General features: G+C 58.3%; 14 protein-coding genes and 1 other RNA gene. 6 read left to right on the forward strand and 9 right to left on the reverse strand.

The features are described 5' to 3' along the window. Nucleotides 1–17 precede the first annotated feature (17 nt). From dnaJ to grpE, 3 genes are all read right to left on the reverse strand, one after another. The gene (dnaJ, locus tag SIC15_RS17205; protein WP_153637481.1) at nt 18–1,148 is read right to left on the reverse strand and encodes a molecular chaperone DnaJ; all 1,131 of its coding nucleotides are present in this window, start codon (nt 1,146–1,148) and stop codon (nt 18–20) included. Between the two features lie 78 nt (nt 1,149–1,226). After that, nucleotides 1,227–3,152 (reverse strand): molecular chaperone DnaK, encoded by a 1,926-nt coding sequence (gene dnaK, locus SIC15_RS17210; protein WP_069181922.1) that lies wholly within the window; start codon nt 3,150–3,152, stop codon nt 1,227–1,229. 92 nt (nt 3,153–3,244) lie between these two features. Continuing rightward, on the reverse strand, nt 3,245–3,847 hold the full coding sequence (grpE, locus tag SIC15_RS17215; protein ID WP_069181923.1) for a nucleotide exchange factor GrpE: 603 nt from the start codon (nt 3,845–3,847) through the stop codon (nt 3,245–3,247). Between the two features lie 255 nt (nt 3,848–4,102). Between grpE and recN the strand changes: the two genes are divergently transcribed. Beyond that, nucleotides 4,103–5,782, forward strand: coding sequence for a DNA repair protein RecN (gene recN / locus SIC15_RS17220; protein WP_412536534.1), 1,680 nt, complete (start codon nt 4,103–4,105; stop codon nt 5,780–5,782). Between the two features lie 94 nt (nt 5,783–5,876). Here recN and fur read toward each other — a convergent pair whose 3' ends face one another. Beyond that, nucleotides 5,877–6,287, reverse strand: a complete 411-nt coding sequence (gene fur, locus SIC15_RS17225; protein ID WP_069181924.1) for a ferric iron uptake transcriptional regulator — start codon at nt 6,285–6,287, stop codon at nt 5,877–5,879. 122 nt (nt 6,288–6,409) lie between these two features. Here fur and SIC15_RS17230 point away from each other — a divergent pair, with 122 nt between their 5' ends. Continuing rightward, the gene (locus SIC15_RS17230) at nt 6,410–6,736 is read left to right on the forward strand and encodes an outer membrane protein assembly factor BamE (RefSeq protein WP_069181925.1); all 327 of its coding nucleotides are present in this window, start codon (nt 6,410–6,412) and stop codon (nt 6,734–6,736) included. Here SIC15_RS17230 and SIC15_RS17235 read toward each other — a convergent pair. The 3 genes from SIC15_RS17235 to SIC15_RS17245 form a co-directional block, all read right to left on the reverse strand. Further along, nucleotides 6,730–7,020 (reverse strand): RnfH family protein, encoded by a 291-nt coding sequence (locus SIC15_RS17235; RefSeq protein WP_291908280.1) that lies wholly within the window; start codon nt 7,018–7,020, stop codon nt 6,730–6,732. The genes SIC15_RS17230 and SIC15_RS17235 overlap by 7 nt on opposite strands. Next, nucleotides 7,017–7,463 (reverse strand): type II toxin-antitoxin system RatA family toxin, encoded by a 447-nt coding sequence (locus SIC15_RS17240; RefSeq protein WP_209400075.1) that lies wholly within the window; start codon nt 7,461–7,463, stop codon nt 7,017–7,019. The genes SIC15_RS17235 and SIC15_RS17240 overlap by 4 nt, the downstream gene beginning before the upstream one ends. A 72-nt stretch (nt 7,464–7,535) precedes the next feature. After that, nucleotides 7,536–9,158 carry a sodium-dependent transporter gene (locus SIC15_RS17245; RefSeq protein WP_412536535.1) on the reverse strand — a complete coding sequence of 541 codons (1,623 nt, stop codon included), beginning with the start codon at nt 9,156–9,158 and terminating at the stop codon, nt 7,536–7,538. A gap of 200 nt (nt 9,159–9,358) precedes the next feature. On the opposite strand from SIC15_RS17245, the gene smpB reads away from it, so the two are divergent. The 4 genes from smpB to SIC15_RS17265 all read left to right on the forward strand — a co-directional run bounded on the left by smpB (nt 9,359) and on the right by SIC15_RS17265 (nt 12,207). Continuing rightward, nucleotides 9,359–9,838: an SsrA-binding protein SmpB gene (gene smpB, locus SIC15_RS17250; RefSeq protein WP_064229984.1), complete on the forward strand. Its 480-nt coding sequence runs from the start codon at nt 9,359–9,361 to the stop codon at nt 9,836–9,838. Between the two features lie 140 nt (nt 9,839–9,978). Next, a complete protein-coding gene (locus tag SIC15_RS17255; protein WP_412536536.1) occupies nt 9,979–11,397 on the forward strand; it encodes a WS/DGAT/MGAT family O-acyltransferase in 1,419 nt (472 codons plus the stop codon). Nucleotides 11,398–11,487: 90 nt separating this feature from the next. Next, nucleotides 11,488–11,852, forward strand: a transfer-messenger RNA (tmRNA) gene (gene ssrA / locus SIC15_RS17260). Nucleotides 11,853–11,958: 106 nt separating this feature from the next. Continuing rightward, nucleotides 11,959–12,207, forward strand: a complete 249-nt coding sequence (locus tag SIC15_RS17265; protein WP_412536537.1) for a hypothetical protein — start codon at nt 11,959–11,961, stop codon at nt 12,205–12,207. A gap of 89 nt (nt 12,208–12,296) precedes the next feature. Here SIC15_RS17265 and istB read toward each other — a convergent pair whose 3' ends face one another. Continuing rightward, nucleotides 12,297–13,052 carry an IS21-like element ISSpu5 family helper ATPase IstB gene (istB, locus tag SIC15_RS17270; RefSeq protein ID WP_008170042.1) on the reverse strand — a complete coding sequence of 252 codons (756 nt, stop codon included), beginning with the start codon at nt 13,050–13,052 and terminating at the stop codon, nt 12,297–12,299. Between the two features lie 11 nt (nt 13,053–13,063). After that, nucleotides 13,064–14,605: an IS21-like element ISSpu5 family transposase gene (gene istA / locus SIC15_RS17275; protein WP_053114397.1), complete on the reverse strand. Its 1,542-nt coding sequence runs from the start codon at nt 14,603–14,605 to the stop codon at nt 13,064–13,066. Nucleotides 14,606–14,619 lie beyond the last annotated feature (14 nt).

The raw sequence follows: 14,619 nt of genomic DNA on the forward strand, positions 1-14,619 counted from the left end.
CCTTTTTGTCGGGCCGATCAGAATTTCATTTCGTCGAAGAAGCTTTTAACGCCTTCAAACCAGGAGCTCTTCTTCGGGCCATGCTCGGTGCCGTTGCTGCCATCCAGGGTTTTCTGGAACTCTTCCAGCAGTTCTTTCTGGCGCTTGGTGAGGTTCACCGGCGTTTCCACGATCACGCGACACAGCAGGTCACCGGCCGGACCACCCCGAACTGGGCTGACGCCCTTGTTACGCAGACGGAACAGTTTGCCGGTCTGGGTTTCCGCCGGAATCTTCAGCTTCACCCGGCCATCCAGTGTCGGCACTTCGAGCTCCCCACCCAGTGATGCATCAACGATGCTGATGGGCACTTCGCAGTAAAGGTTCCGGCCATCGCGCGTGAAGATGGAGTGTTCGCGCACTGCGATCTGTACATACAGGTCGCCCGGAGGCCCGCCATCGACGCCCATCTCGCCTTCGCCAGAAAGGCGAATGCGGTCGCCGGTGTCCACGCCGGGGGGCACTTTAACCGACAGTGTCTTCTCTTCCTGAACCCGACCCTGGCCATGACAGGCTTTGCACGGGTTCTTGATGATCTGGCCCGAGCCTCGACAGGTCGGACATGCCTGCTGCACCGTGAAGAAACCCTGTTGCATGCGCACCTGACCCATACCCTTACAGGTACTGCAGGTTTCCGGCTGGGAGCCTTTCTCGGCACCGCTACCGTCGCACACTTCGCATTCACGATGCCCCGGAATCTTGATCTGGACCGTCTTGCCTTTTACAGCTTCCTCCAGATCCAACTCCAGGGTGTAGCGCAGGTCGGCGCCACGGGTGTTGCGGCCACGACCACCGCCACCACCGAAGATATCACCGAACACATCGCCGAAAATATCCGAGAAGCTGGCACCGCCGCCTCCGAATCCGCCACCGCCGGCCTGGCCGTCCACGCCGGCATGGCCGAACTGGTCATAGGCAGCCCGCTTGGACGGCTCTGCCAGTACTTCGTAGGCTTCGCTGGCCTCTTTGAACTTGTTCTCGGCTTCGGTGTCGTCCGGGTTACGGTCGGGGTGGTACTTCATGGCGAGCTTTCGGTAGGCTCGCTTGATTTCCTTCTCGTCCGCGTCCCGGGAAATCCCGAGAATCTCGTAATAATCGCGTTTGGCCATGCTTTTAAAACCCTGTTTTTAAACGCGGAAAACGCGGGGAGCTCCCCGCGTTTTCCAACTGCCTGATGTACGTCAGATTTACCGCTTGTCGTCGTCTTTGACTTCTTCGAACTCAGCGTCGACGGCGTCGTCAGACTGCTGGCCCTGGGCCTGCTCCTGCCCACCGGCCTGCTGCGCCTGATCAGCCTGATCTGCATACATCTTCTGGGCCAGCTCGGAAGAGACTTCAGTCAGCTTCTGAGTCTTGGCTTCGATGTCTTCCTTGTCGGAACCTTCCAGAGCTTCTTCCAGCTCTTTGATGGAAGCCTCGATAGACTCTTTCTCGCTGTCGCTGACCTTGTCACCGGCATCTTTCAGGGTCTTGCGAACGGCGTGAACCATTGCATCACCCTGGTTGCGCACCTGAACAAGCTCTTCGAACTTGCGATCTTCCTCGGCGTTGGCTTCGGCATCGCGAACCATCTTCTCGATTTCATCATCGTTCAGACCGGAAGAGGCCTTGATCACGATGGACTGTTCCTTGCCAGTAGCCTTGTCCTTGGCGGACACGTTCAGAATACCGTTGGCGTCGATGTCGAAGGTAACTTCGATCTGCGGTACGCCACGGGGTGCCGGCGGAATGTCTGCCAGGTCGAAGCGGCCCAGAGACTTGTTCTGGTTCGCCTGCTTGCGCTCACCCTGAACCACGTGAATGGTCACGGCAGTCTGGTTGTCGTCCGCTGTGGAGAAGGTCTGCGACTTCTTGGTCGGAATCGTGGTGTTCTTCTCGATCAGCGGAGTGGCCACGCCACCCATGGTTTCGATACCCAGGGTCAGCGGGGTTACGTCCAGCAGCAGCACATCTTTCACGTCGCCAGACAGAACGGCTGCCTGGATAGCAGCACCCATGGCCACGGCTTCGTCCGGGTTAACGTCCTTACGGGCTTCTTTGCCGAAGAACTCTTTAACCTTCTCCTGAACCAGCGGCATACGGGTCTGACCGCCGACCAGGATAACCTCGTCGATTTCACCGGCCTTCATGCCTGCGTCTTCCAGAGCCACCTTACAGGGCTCGAGGCTGCGCTGAACCAGGTCCTCCACCAGGGATTCCAGCTTGGCACGAGTCAGCTTCACGTTCATGTGCTTGGGACCGGATGCATCGGCCGTGATGTACGGCAGGTTCACGTCGGTCTGCTGGCTGCTGGAAAGCTCGATTTTCGCTTTCTCGCCAGCTTCTTTCAGACGCTGCATCGCCAGGGAGTCGCCACGCAGGTCGATGCCGCTGTCTTTCTTGAACTGGTCTGCCAGGTACTCGATGATTTTCAGGTCGAAGTCTTCACCGCCGAGGAAGGTATCACCGTTGGTGGCCAGAACCTCGAACTGGTGCTCACCGTCCACGTCGGCAATTTCGATGATGGACAGGTCGAAAGTACCACCGCCCAGGTCGTATACAGCCACGGTGCGGTCACCGCTCTTTTTGTCCAGGCCATAGGCTAGGGCAGCCGCGGTCGGCTCGTTGATGATCCGCTTTACTTCCAGACCGGCGATCTTGCCTGCATCCTTGGTGGCCTGACGCTGGCTATCGTTGAAGTAGGCCGGAACGGTGATAACCGCTTCGGTCACTTTCTCACCCAGGTAGTCTTCTGCAGTCTTCTTCATTTTCTTGAGAACTTCTGCAGACACCTGCGGCGGCGCCATCTTTTCGCCTTTCACTTCTACCCAGGCGTCACCGTTGTCCGCCTTGGTAATTTTATAAGGCACCATCTTGATGTCTTTCTGAACAACATCGTCTTCGAAACGACGACCGATCAGACGCTTGATGGCGTACAGGGTATTGTTCGGGTTGGTTACCGCCTGACGCTTGGCTGACTGGCCAACCAGGGTTTCACCATCATCGGTGTAGGCGATGATGGACGGGGTGGTGCGATCACCCTCGGCGTTTTCAATTACCTTCACCTTATCGCCATCCATGATGGCAACACAGGAGTTGGTCGTTCCCAGATCGATACCGATAATTTTGCTCATTGAGTCACTCCAATTCTTCTGAATGCTTTCCCGGAGGGGATTAGCCTCCGCTTTCGCTATTTACTAGCTATATTGGCGCTTTAATCGGCTTTTCAAGCCTGCTCATCAATTTTTGGTGCGTCTTCCGCCTTGGCGACCATCACCATGGCCGGCCGCACAACCCGACCATTCAGCAGATAGCCTTTCTGAACCACGGCAACCACACTGTTTGGCTCTGCGTCAGGCGCGGGCACCATGGACATGGCTTCGTGCTGCTGGGGATCGAACGGTTCGCCCACAGGGTTAAGCTGCTCAACGTTGAACTTCTTCAGACTGGACATGAACAGATTCAGTGTCATTTCCACACCTTCACGGATGGACGCAACCAACTCGCCCGATTCCTCGTGCCCTTCAGTGCTCTCGACCGCCTTCTCAAGACTGTCCGCAACCGGCAGCAACTCCTTGACGAACTTTTCAAGGGCAAACTTGTGAGCTTTCTCCACATCAATTTCGGCGCGACGCCGAACGTTCTGCATCTCCGCCTGGGAGCGCAGCATCTGCTCTTGAAACTCCTGAACCTGAGCCTTGAGCGCTTCCACTTCGGAGACTTCGCCGTTTTCTCCAGCCTCGCCTTCGGCAGATTGGGCTTCCTCTTTGGCAGCCTCGAGGGCTTCGTTCAGTTCCTCGTGCTCGTTCCGGTTCTCGTCAGTGCTCATGGCTACTCCTGCTTGTTCGAATGCGGCCCGCTGTCAGTGGCCGGTTAAACATGGGCTCCGGCCGCAGCGAGCCGGAAAATGTCGTTGCGAACGGATATGGGGCCCGCTCTTCAGGTTTCAACCACCAATGCCTGCATTCCAGAAGAAAATCCCATCCGCTGATTTGCAAACAACAAAAACCCTGTATATATTCACAGCAACTGTATACATTCACAGTGTTTTGCCGGTCTCAGGAAAAACGCGGAGGTTATCTGCATGCTGACTCAACTTACGGTTTCCAATTACGCCATCGCCGAACGGGTGGAACTCCAGTTCAACAAGGGCATGACGGCGCTCACCGGCGAGACCGGCGCTGGCAAATCTATCGTACTGGACGCCCTGGGCCTGGCCATGGGCGGGCGCGCAGATGCCGGAGCAGTCCGCCATGGCGCCAAGCGCGCTGATATTACCGCCACCTTCGACGTGTCCGGCATTCCCGAAGCGGGAGACTGGCTCGCCCAGCACGAACTGGATGACGACAACGACTGCATCCTGCGCCGGGTGATCAGCAAGGATGGCCGCTCCCGGGCCTACATCAATGGCCAGCCCTGCCCACTGAACCATTTGAAGGAACTTGGCGGGCTGTTGATGGACATTCACAGCCAGCATCAACATCAGTCGCTGTTACGCAAGGACACCCACCGCAAACTGGTGGACGAGTTTGCCGGCGTTGAAGCCCTGGCCGCCGACACCCGCGAGGCCTGGAAAACCTGGAACCAGATCCGCCAACGGCTGACCGAGCGTCGGCAGAACGCCGACGAAGCGGAGGCCAAGCTGCAACTGCTGCGTTACCAGGTGGAAGAACTGGACCGCCTGGCTCTGGAAGACGGCGAACAGGAACAACTGGAACAAGAGCAGGCGCAACTGAGCCAGGCCGACGCGGTTCTGCACAGCAGCCACCAGGCTGCGCTGCTTTGCACCGAAGATGAGACCAGCGCAGCCGACCTGGTTCGCCAGGCACTGCAACAACTGGAACAGCTTCCCGTGGACGTGCCCGCGCTGGCCGACACCATCCAGATGTTGAACGAAGCCCAGATTCAGATCAGCGAAGCCGGCGACAATCTGCGTCATTTTGTCGAAGATTATGAGGCCGATCCGGCTCGCCTGGCGGAAGTGGAAGAGCGGCTCAGCGCTATTTACCAGATGGCCCGCAAACACCGGATCACACCGGAGGAATTACCGGAATTGCACCAGCGGCTGAGCGCCGAGCTGGCGGAGTTGGACGGCGGCGAAGGCAGCCTGGAACAGCTGGAAGCAGAGCTGGAAAGCCAACGAGCACGTTTCGACGATCTGGCCTGCAAGCTGTCAGAAGCCCGCGCCAAAGCAGCAGCCGAACTCGATCAGCGGGTCGCAGCCGAACTTGCCCAGCTGAGTATGCCCAACATGCAGTTCATTACCCACCTGAATCGCAGCAACGGCGAAGAACCGATGCCCCACGGCCTGGAAGAGATTGAATTCCTGGTTAGCGCCAACCCGGGGCAACCGGCGCGGCCACTGGCCAAAGTGGCTTCCGGCGGCGAACTGTCGCGGATCAGCCTTGCCATCCAGGTGGTGGTAGCCCAGACCTCTACCACGCCTACGCTGGTCTTCGATGAGGTGGACGTGGGCATTGGCGGTGGCACTGCCGAAGTGGTTGGCCGACTGCTCCGGACGCTTGGCAGCAATGGCCAGGTATTGTGCGTTACCCACCTGCCGCAGGTAGCAGCCCAGTGCCATCAGCACCTGTTTGTCAGCAAGTTTACGGAAAAAGACGCCACCTTCTCGAAAATCGAGACGCTGGACGATCACGGCAGAATCAGTGAAGTGGCGAGAATGCTGGGAGGCGTGGACATGACCGAACACACGATCGCTCATGCCCGGGAAATGTTTTCGAAGGGGCAGGCAACCCATCACTGAGCCGCGAGCTACTTTCCACTACCCCTCTCGATCCTGAGAGCTGTTGGGGCGGGCAAAACCCGCCCCTTTTTTCGTCAGGCTGACTGGATCAGGTTCAGGACTTGATGGGCTTTACGTACAAAATCAGGCTGTGATCGACGATTTCGTAACCGTGCTCTTCGGCAATCTTCTTCTGGCGCTCTTCAATGATCTCGTCGACGAACTCGACGACTTCACCAGTCTGGGTGCAAACCATATGGTCGTGGTGATCGTCGCCAGCCATCTCGAACACGGCGTGGCCGCCTTCGAAGTTGTGGCGGAGAACCAGACCCGCCGCCTCAAACTGGGTCAGCACCCGGTAGACTGTTGCCAGCCCCACGTCATCGCCTTGATCCAGAAGCTTCTTGTACACATCTTCGGCACTGAGATGATGCTCTTCCGCAGTCTCCAGGATGTTGAAGATCTTTACGCGTGGTAGCGTCACTTTCAGACCGACTTTTCGTAATTCGGCGTTTTCAGATGACATGTTACTATTCACTCTTTGGTGTGCCTCACGGCTTCCGGTATGATGAAGCCGCCATTGAACGGTCAACCCGTGTCACACCTGCCTCTGGCAGGCGATTTCAAGATAGAGGATTTCCCCCGGCGATGCAAAAGCTCACAGCTCTGATTCTCACTCTCGTTCTATCCGGTTGCGTTTTCCCCGGCGTTTACAAGATCAACGTCCAGCAGGGAAACATCGTTACCGATGAGGAGCTGACGCAGCTGACCGAAGGCATGCCCCGTAGCCAGGTGCACGCCGTGATGGGAACGCCGCTTATGCTTAACCCCGTGGATCCCTCCCGCGAGTACTACGTGTATACGTTCCAGAGAGAGGGTGGAGACATCCAGGAACAAAGAATTATCGTGTACTACGAAGACGACCAGTACGCCTACTACGAGGCCCAACTGCTGGAAGAAACACCGGCTTACTGAGCCTGGTCTTTCTTTTTCGCCCGGTTCAATCGCGCCTGTTTGGGATCGATCTTCAGCGGGCGATACAGCTCCACCCGGTCGCCTTCACGCAGTTCGTGGGCGGCCGGGTCTTTGATCACCTTTCCGAACACACCCATATCGATGGTGTCAGGGTCAATTTCCGGAAAAATATCAGTGATTCCGGACAGCTTGGCGGCCTCAAGAGCACTCGTTCCCTCTGGCACATTCACCGGAATAATTTCCTGCCGGTCAGGCCTCGCATAGGCCACTTCCACCTGAATCATGCACCCTCCTTACGGTACAACTCATCGGCACGACGACAGAATGCATCTACCATGGTATTCGCCGCCTGACTGAATACCGGCCCGAAGGTCATCCTTGAAAGCGATCCGGAAAACTCGAACTCCAACGTAAGGATCACCTTGCAGGCATTCTCATCCAGGGATTTGAAGTGCCAACGGCCCGTCAGGTTTCGAAAAGGGCCGTCCACCAGATTCATCTCGATTGCCTCTGGCATCAGCAGCTGATTTCGGGTCGTCAACTTGTGGCGAACTCCACCCTTGGCGATCTCCAGGGACGCAGTTATCTGCTCTGGCTCCTGCTCGTGAATCTCCGCTCCCGCACACCAGGGCAGAAACTCCGGGTAACGGGCAATATCGTTGACCAGGTGAAACATGCGCTCGGCAGAGTGCATAACCAAAGCTGTTTTATCGATCTGATGGGGCATTGGAACCGGTTGTCCTGCTTGCAAACACGCTGTGAAAAGGTTGCAGACTTCTGGAAAGGAAGACAGCCTCAATCACACGCTATGATAAAGGATATCGTCCTGTTTTGGGGCTTTTTCGCCTGGCTTACCACCGCCTTCGTCCTTTTCAGGCGACTTCTGGTCGGCCGCAGGCGTCGTCCTGTCTCCTTCCGCCTGCTCATCGGATGGCGCTGGTGTCCCAGCAGGCGACCGATCGTTCGATGGCTCCTCTTCAACCTCTGAGAGCAACCTTGCAGGCCGCTCGCACCAGGCCGCCGCATTGCCATTGCTGCACAGATTGGCCAGTGAAAAAGCCGTGTACTGAACGCCTATCCAGGCGACGACCAGAGGCAGTACAAGGCGCATCACCCAGAACCAGATGCCGGTAAACAGCTTCGGTGCAGCGCCCAGCATGGTACCGGAAAGATGCCTGGTCAGGCACCAGCCTGTAAACAGCGCTACCAGGATGGCCACAAGGGGAATCAGCAAACCACCGGTGACCAGTTCAAGCCAGCGGAACAGGGTAGCGCCGCCAATGCGCTGTTCGGCCCAGACATTGAATGAGAGCAGAGAGGCAAGCCCCGCCAGCCACACTGCCAGGCCAATGAGCAACACCGACAGTTTTCTCGGCGCGCCGGTCCACTCCCGGAACCAGCCAACAATCGGCTCAAGCAGATTCAGGGATGTGGTCCAGACAATCAGCACTACCAGCAAAAATACGGCCGCAATCACGAACTGGCTTGCCGGCAAATGGGCCAGAGTGACCGGCATGGAGACGAACAACAGGCTGAAGCCTCGCTCACCGTCAAAGCTGTTGCCGTCGGTCGCAATCGCGAAGATCATCAGGCCTGCCAGGATGGCCACCAGGGTATCCATCAGCACCACCGCCAGAATCGAGCGCTTCAGACGGGTGTGGGAGGTGGTGTAGGAACCCAGTATAGCCCAGACGCCCATGCCGAGACCGAGAGTGAAGAAGGCATGAAACAGCGCCGCCTTGAGGCTCTCCCAGGACAGATCCTCAGGATGCATTGCCAGGATGTGATCGATGGCGCCGTCGACCCGCCCGTGCCAGGCTGCCAGGGCAAAGAGCACAAGCATCAGCACCAGGGCGCCCGGCACCACCACTCGCAGGGCCCGCTCCAACCCTTTCACCACCCCCTGGGCCGAGACCCACAACACCAGCAACAGAAAAAAGACATGCCAACCCATGAAAACCCGGTATGCCTTGGGGTCGGACACCAGGCCGGCCAGAATGCCGGTTGCCTCCGGCTCGCCGGCACCGGAAAACCGGCCGAGCGCCCCGAAAAACACGTAAGCCAGGGCAATGGCGCCGAACACAGCGGTGAAAGAAAGCACCAGGAACGCCGCCAGTATGCTGAGCCGGCCCACCGCCATCCAGGCACGGGACTGCTTGGCACTGCGGATCAGCCCGTCCATAGCGAGGACAATGCCGTGACGGGCATAGCGGCCAATGGCAGCCTCGGTCACCATCAGCGGCAGGGTAACCAGCAGCAGACAGGCAAGGTAAAGCAGGATGAACAGGCCGCCACCATGCAGGCTGGCCAGGTAGGGGAACTGCCACAGATTGGCAAGCCCCACGGTAGCGCCCACCGCGGCCCAGAAGAAGGTTGATTTTCGGGTAAAGGACCCGATATGTGTCTGATACGGCGTAGGCATTCGCTTCCCTTAGGCCACTGAACAGGTCGGGGAGAAGGTCTGGGCCAGTATTGTAGCTGAAGGATCCCATCGCACACGAGCCAGAAACCGCCACAACGCTGAATTCGTGACCGGTCTGGCAGTGTTGGGCTACAATGCGCCTTTTTCCGGCTGCAGCAAGGCCGGCCCGTTCATTCGTCCGACCCCGGATTCATTGATTCATGAGCAAGAAAAAACCCGGAACGCCGAGCAACACGATTGCGCTGAACAAGAAGGCGAAGCACGAGTATCACATCGAGGAACGCTTTGAAGCAGGCCTCGCCCTCCTGGGCTGGGAAGTGAAATCCCTCCGCGCGGGCAAGGCCCAGCTGGTGGACGCCTATGTGCTGCTCAAGGACGGCGAAGCCTGGCTGCTTGGCTCCCACATTACCCCGCTGATCGCGGCATCCACCCACGTAATCGCGGACCCGACGCGTACCCGCAAACTCCTGCTGCACGCCAAGGAAATTGCCAAGATCGTCGGCAAGGTGAACCAGGCCGGTTACACCTGCATTCCGCTGGCGTTGTACTGGAAAAACAACAAGGTGAAGTGCGAAATTGCCCTGGTGAAAGGCAAGAAGCTGTTCGATAAGCGCGCCACCGAGAAAGAGCGCGACTGGAACCGCCAGAAGCAGCGAATCCTGCGCGAAGCCAACGTTTGATTCCATCCCCCACGAATTAGCAAATACCTGACGCCGGTCATGGCCGGCGTTGGCGGGTATGTCGCATACTCACTCTCTTTGTTCAGAATTCCTACAGGCCTATACTCGGGAACTCTGGTGCAGGGCAAAGGGAGCCGCTTATGTCACCCAAACAGATACCAATGTCTGCCGTGGACCGCGCGTGGCTGCGCATGGACTCGCCCCAGAACCCCATGATGATCTGTGGGGTGTGGACTCTGGAGCGCCCGCTTTCAATGAGCCGCTTCCGGCATACGCTGGAGGAGCGATTTCTCTGCTTCGACCGGTTCAGGCAGCGGGTGATAGATACGGGCGACCGGGCCTACTGGCAAGACGACCCACTATTCGATCTGGACAACCACCTACACCGCATCGCCCTGCCGGGCAAGGCCGACAAAGCCGAACTCCAGAAGCTGGTCAGTGACATGAACAGCACCTCGCTGGATTTCCGGCAACCGCTCTGGCAAATGCACTACATCGACAATTACGGCGAGGGTGGCGCCCTGCTGATCCGTATTCACCATTGCATTGCCGATGGCATTTCGCTGGTGCGGGTGATGCTGTCACTCACCGACAAAACGCCGGAACCCAGGCTGGGCAAAGTGGCTCGCAAGCGTCGCTCGAAACACCGCCAGAGATCGACCGTCCAGAACTTCCTGCACCGTGCCGTAGACAGCGCGGAAGCCGCCACCAACCAGGCAAAACTGTTTATCCAGTCTGTTCGGGAAGAGCCCAACTACCCGCTGAAACTGGCGACGACCGCCAGCGGCGTGGCTCTGGACCTTCTCAAACTCGGCCTGGCTCCGGTAGAGCCCAAAACCGGTTTGAAGGAACCACTATCCGGACGCAAGCAAGTGGCCTGGGCAGATCCTCTCGATCTTGCGGAAGTAAAGGCCTGCGCCAAGGCCCTGGGCGGCACCATCAACGATGCCCTGCTCTGCACCGTCACCTTGGCTCTGCAACGACATTTCAAGGCCCACAGGGAAACCATCCCCGAATGCGGAATCCGCGTGGCCGTGCCCTTCAACCTGAGGCCGCTGGATCAACCCATAGAAACCCTCGGCAACAGGTTTGGCCTGGTACTGGTCACGCTGCCGGTGGAGATCAGGGACCCGCTCATGTGCTTCCGCCAGGTGCAGGAGAACATGAACCGGCTCAAGCGCTCCTATCAGGCCCAGGTCACCTACAGCCTGCTTGATATTTTCGGGCGAGGCCCCGATGTTATTGAGCGGCGGGCACTGGATCTGCTGAGTAACAAGGCGTCCGCCGTGCTGACCAACGTGCCCGGCCCCAAAGAGCCTCTGTACCTGGCAGGCAGCAAGGTGACCCAGCCCATGTTCTGGGTGCCCCAGAGCGGCAGTATCGGTATCGGCATGAGTATTCTCAGTTATGCAGGCACCGTGCAGTTCGGCATTACCGTGGACAAAGCCATTCATGCCGACCCGGATGCGGTGATGAGCTACTTCCGGGAAAGCTTCGAGGCCCTGAGCCACGCGGCTCTGGCCGGCCGGCAGGATGCCATTGAACGCAAGGCAAGCTAGGACTGTAGGTACATCTACAACCCTTAGAGCACAAAACTGCAACAAACAAACCTTGAAGTCCGGTAAACCGGACACATATACTGATCATAAGGGGACGACATGGCTTCGACGCCGGTGGCGAACCCTTGAGTGCATGTCGAGATGGCAGCCAATCTCGTTAATCCAAAGCTGCAACGCAATAGTCGCAAACGACGAAAACTACGCACTAGCAGCGTAAGCTGCTAGTCGTCCTGACCGGGTCGCCCGTAGCCCGGAAGCAACATCTCAGGACGTCATCGCTTACGGGATGCTCCGTTACCCAGAGTTCACTGGTTAACGGCTAAGATTTAAAGAACTCGGTTCTTGCACCCTGGCTCTCGGGTCGCTTGAACTTAAATCAATAGAGAGACGCTAAACATGTAGACCTCAAGGCTGAGTACTGGCGGACGCGGGTTCAATTCCCGCCGTCTCCACCAAACACCCAAGAGAAAGCCCCTGATTTCAGGGGCTTTTTTTTGCGCTTTCCTGACGAAAGCGCTCAAGGTGTCAACGGAGCGTCAACGAAAAGGATCTCTCACTGGCATGCCTTCCATAAACCCAATGGTTCGCTTCTTCAAATTTCTCAGGGGTGGATTCGCACCAGATCTCACCCTATTGGAAAACTGGCTTTTCAGACTAGCGGTGATTATTCCAATAGGGGCGGCCGCTTATTTAGTGACCTCTTACGATCTACTTACGCTTGTTAAAGAACAGACCGGAATTTACGAGCAACTTGTCTACCTCTGGCAGCATGAGAAGCTCACAGCATTAATTGCCTGCGTAAACCGCTGAAGGTTGCCACCCATTCCACGTGAAGCCTGCCACCCGGACCGGAGCAAGGCTGCCACCCATCGGAGCGTAGCGACGCGGGGTTTCTCTTCTTACTCCGAAGTCTCAGTGCCCGTCAACTTTGCCTGCTGTTTTCGCATGGATTCGCCCCGCAGATTGATCTTGTAGGCGTTGTGTACGAGCCGGTCCAGGATGGCATCTGCCAGAGTGGCGTCACCGATGATGCCGTGCCATTCCTCGATGGGTAATTGGCTAGTGGCGATGGTGGAGCGCCGGCCATGTCGGTCTTCCAGCACCTCCAGCAAGTCCCGCCGGTTCTCCGCGCTCAGCTTCATCAGCCCCCAGTCATCCAGGATCAGCACGTCGACCTTGGCCAGGCTGGTCAGGAGCTTTGAGTATTGGCCATCGCCCTTGGCGATGGTCAGCTCTCGTAGCAGCCGGGTCAGGCGGACGTACTGGGCGGTGTAACCCTCCCGGCAGGCCTTGTGTGCCAGAGCACAGGCCAACCAGGTTTTCCCGACGCCAGTCGGGCCGGTGATGAGCACGTTCAGGTGTTCCTTCACCCACTGGCAGCTGGCCAGACTCTGGACAAGCCCTTTATCCAGGCCCCGTGAGTTCCGGTAATCAATGTCTTCGAGGATGGCGGCGTGTCGCAGCTTGGCCCGGCGCAGGCGGCTGCTCATGCGTCGGTTGTCCCGTTCCGTCATTTCCCGGTCGACCAGCAGGCCAAGGCGCTCCTCGAAGCTCAGGTCGGTAATGTCGGGGGTGGCCGATTGATCCGCCAGGGCGGCGGCCATGCCGGTCAGTTTGAGGGCGTGGAGCTTATCCAGCGTGGGATGTTTCAGCATGTCAGGTTCCTTCAGTGGTAGTAGGCGGGGCCACGGATGTTGTCGTGTGTGTCGGGTAAGGCCAGTTCTTGTTGCTCTTCCAGGGGCTGCTCATCCAGGCGGTGCTTGAGGATGGATTCGATGCTCTTGTATCGGCAACTGCCCAGCATCAGGGCGCGTTGGCAGGCACGTTCTAATCGTGCCTCGCCGTAGCTCTGGCCCAGCCGGAGAATGCCCAGACAGGACCGATAGGCCTGTTGCGGATGCTTTCTTGCCCCCAGCGCGGTACGGATAAGCTTTTCAGTTGCCGGTCCAGTCTTGGCTGCCCAGGCGGTCAGTCGCTCTGGGGTCCACTCGCCGGCTTGGCGATGGGACTCCGGCATGTGAGCGGCGATGGTGCTATGCCGACCCTTCTGATCCGAACGCCGGTGGCTGGCGATCCGGTTGCCCCGGTGGAAGCATTCGATGGTGTTGTGGGTGATCCGGACCTCCACCTCTTTCTTGATCAGGGTGTAGGGCACCGAGTAGTAGTGCCCATCGATGGCCACGTGGTAGTCGATGTGTACCCGGGCTTTTTTCCACTCGGCGTAGACATACGGCTCGGCGGGTAGCGGTTGTAGAACCGGCTGGTCCAGCTGTTTGAAGTGATCAAGCCGGCACCCGGGCAACTTGCGGAAGGGGCGGCTATTGAGCTTCTCCAACAGCTCACGGATGGTGGCGTTGAGCTGCCCCAGGGAGAAGTGCTGACGATGGCGCAGGGCCGCCAGGATCCAGCGCTCAACGATCAATACGCCACCTTCCACCTTGGCCTTGTCACGGGGCTTGCGAACCCGTGTGGGGACAACGGCCACGCCATAATGGCTAGCCATATCCTGATAGGTCGGATTGAGATCCGGCTCGTAGCGATGGGCCTTGCTGACGCCGGAACGGAGGTTATCCGGAACCACCAGTTCCGGCACGCCGCCCAGGAACTCGAAGGCTCGGATGTGAGAGCCGATCCAGTCCGGCAGGGTCTGGCTCCAGGTGGCCTCGGCGTAGGTGTAATTGGACGCACCCATCACCGCCACAAAGACTTGCGCCTCATGGATCTCACCGGTGGTGCGATCAATGACGGGCACCGTGTGCCCAGCATAGTCCACGAACAGCTTTTCACCGGCTCGGTGGTCCTGACGCATCACCAGATCCAGCTTGCCCTGCCAGGCCCGGTAGTGCTCGCAGAACCAGCTGTACTGGTAGCCATCCGGATTGGCTTCCCGGTACTCCTGCCAGAGCAGGAACAGGGTGACGTTCTTGCCCCGGAGTTCATCGTGGATTCGCTTCCAATCCGGAATGCCTCGGGCCTGTGCCGGCAGATCCGGTGGTGGCGGGAACAGCCGTTGCTCCAGCTGGGCTTCACTCAGATCCTCTGGCAGCGGCCAGCCAAGCTCCGCCTCAGCAGCACGCCGCAGATACTCGCTCACAGTGGGGCGACTGATGCCGCAGGCTGCGGCAACCTGCCGGTTACTCAGCCCTCGCTCCCACTTGAGGCGAAGGACTTCTTTGATTTTACGCATGGATAACCTCATCGCTGGCATCTGGCCCTCTCCGG

The sequence above is a fragment of the Marinobacter sp. MIT932201 genome (assembly GCF_047123295.1).
Classification (GTDB): Bacteria; Pseudomonadota; Gammaproteobacteria; order Pseudomonadales; family Oleiphilaceae; genus Marinobacter; species Marinobacter salsuginis.